The sequence below is a fragment of the Marivita sp. S0852 genome (assembly GCF_046591575.1).
GTDB lineage: Bacteria > Pseudomonadota > Alphaproteobacteria > Rhodobacterales > Rhodobacteraceae > Marivita.
Genome location: NZ_JBIQWA010000038.1, coordinates 1 through 1,497, shown reverse-complemented (window position 1 = coordinate 1,497; position 1,497 = coordinate 1). Strand labels below are relative to the sequence as shown.

The following is a 1,497-nucleotide window of genomic DNA, read 5'->3' as shown; positions in this document are numbered from 1 at the left end:
ATCTGAACTGATGCGTAAAGGGTGGGCATTCGTTGCATTGATCGCGCTCGTGGGTATCGGCGGCTTCGCGCTGTCTTGGACCGGAACGGAGGACGACGTGAAAAGTGATTTCACAATCTACATGGAGGAACCAATCGTCATGGAGGGGGGCGTGGTGATCATCCAGCCTGAGGCGGTTGATCTGGAGGGCGATGAATTTACCAAGCTTACGACCGGAACCCACGAGCTGACGATCTCGTCGCAGGTTACCATTGTGCGTATTCAGTATCCACGCGACGGGACTTACGTTTACAGATTTGCATCAGCCAACCCGCAGAAATATCCCGGTACGACCGGAGGAACCAAACAAATTGGTGTGGGAAGTGCTGGGGACCGTCATCCAGATGGAGAAGAATGGGAAGAAATTCCTACTGTGCTTACGCATCATTTCGAAATACCGGGCGGCAACTGGACTGAGAGTCAAAGCCGTAGGCTGCAGTCTAGTCTTCCTAAAGGATATCTAACCACACGGTATGACTGCAATGAGCAGCGTTTTGCGTTGGTTTGTGATGCTGTAGATGGAGACGAACGCCGATGAGTGTACTGCGAGTTCTTGTGCGTTCTTTTCATCCATTGTCCAACTTTGGTGTGGCAGGCCTAGGATTTCATGGTGACAGTCGTGGATTTAGCCATGACGAAGGAGTGACATCAAGGATAACTGCAATCGTCCGGTTAAACTTGCAAACAGGAGAGGTTAAGTCTGAAAACCTCTACTCAGACCCAAGTGTTAGCCTCTTCGGTCTGATCACCCAAGACTATGCCGACCCCGACACATGGCCCGAGATACACCTTGTTCGGCGGCTCCATTGACCCCTACCGCCCGGACGGCGATCAGGGCGCGCAGGTAAGCTTCGCCTATACCGGACAGAATTTCGCGATGCCGGGCGGCAACACCGAATGGGGCCGGGAACATATTTGGGAAAGCACAGTGCCCGGCATCGACGTCATGGTCGCGCTCGGTCTCGAAATCGACCGTGACGACGGACGCATGTTTTTCACGTTCCGCATGGTCGGCGAACTGACGTTCGAAGATGAGCGTGGGCGTGAAGAAGTTTTTCTCCGGGCCAGCCGCGATCTGACCGTGAAAGTAGACAATCACGCGACAAGTCGCGTCACTTGTAATTCAGTCGCGTCCATCGGTGGGTACCGACTTACCGAGGTCGAAAAATCGGATAGCGTCAATATCGGAACGAGCTTTGCGATGACGGTGGGAGACGGCGCAGGGGGAAGCATCATCGATGGCAAGGAACGGGACGATCCCTTCGGTTTGCGGCCAGCAGCCTATGCGATCGACATGACCCCGCATATAGCTGGTCGCGGCAGCTACTCTGTGTCCGCGTCAGGTGTGATCCGCTTTGATACTGATGCGTCGTTTTCCGTCGACGTGGATAAATCGGCAAGCGAGCGTATAAGCGAGACAAAGATCGTCAACGTCGGACGCGACTATCGCGTTTCCGT

The 1,497-nt window shown here is 54.2% G+C and carries 2 protein-coding genes; both read left to right on the top strand.

Annotated elements, in window-relative coordinates:
- The coding region (locus ACG74X_RS21320) for a hypothetical protein (RefSeq protein WP_411237328.1) at nucleotides 1-577 on the top strand (577 nt) is incomplete at its 5' end.
- 252 nt (nucleotides 578-829) lie between these two features.
- On the top strand, nucleotides 830-1,497 hold a 668-nt coding region (locus ACG74X_RS21315; RefSeq protein WP_411237327.1), incomplete at its 3' end, for a bacteriophage T4 gp5 trimerisation domain-containing protein.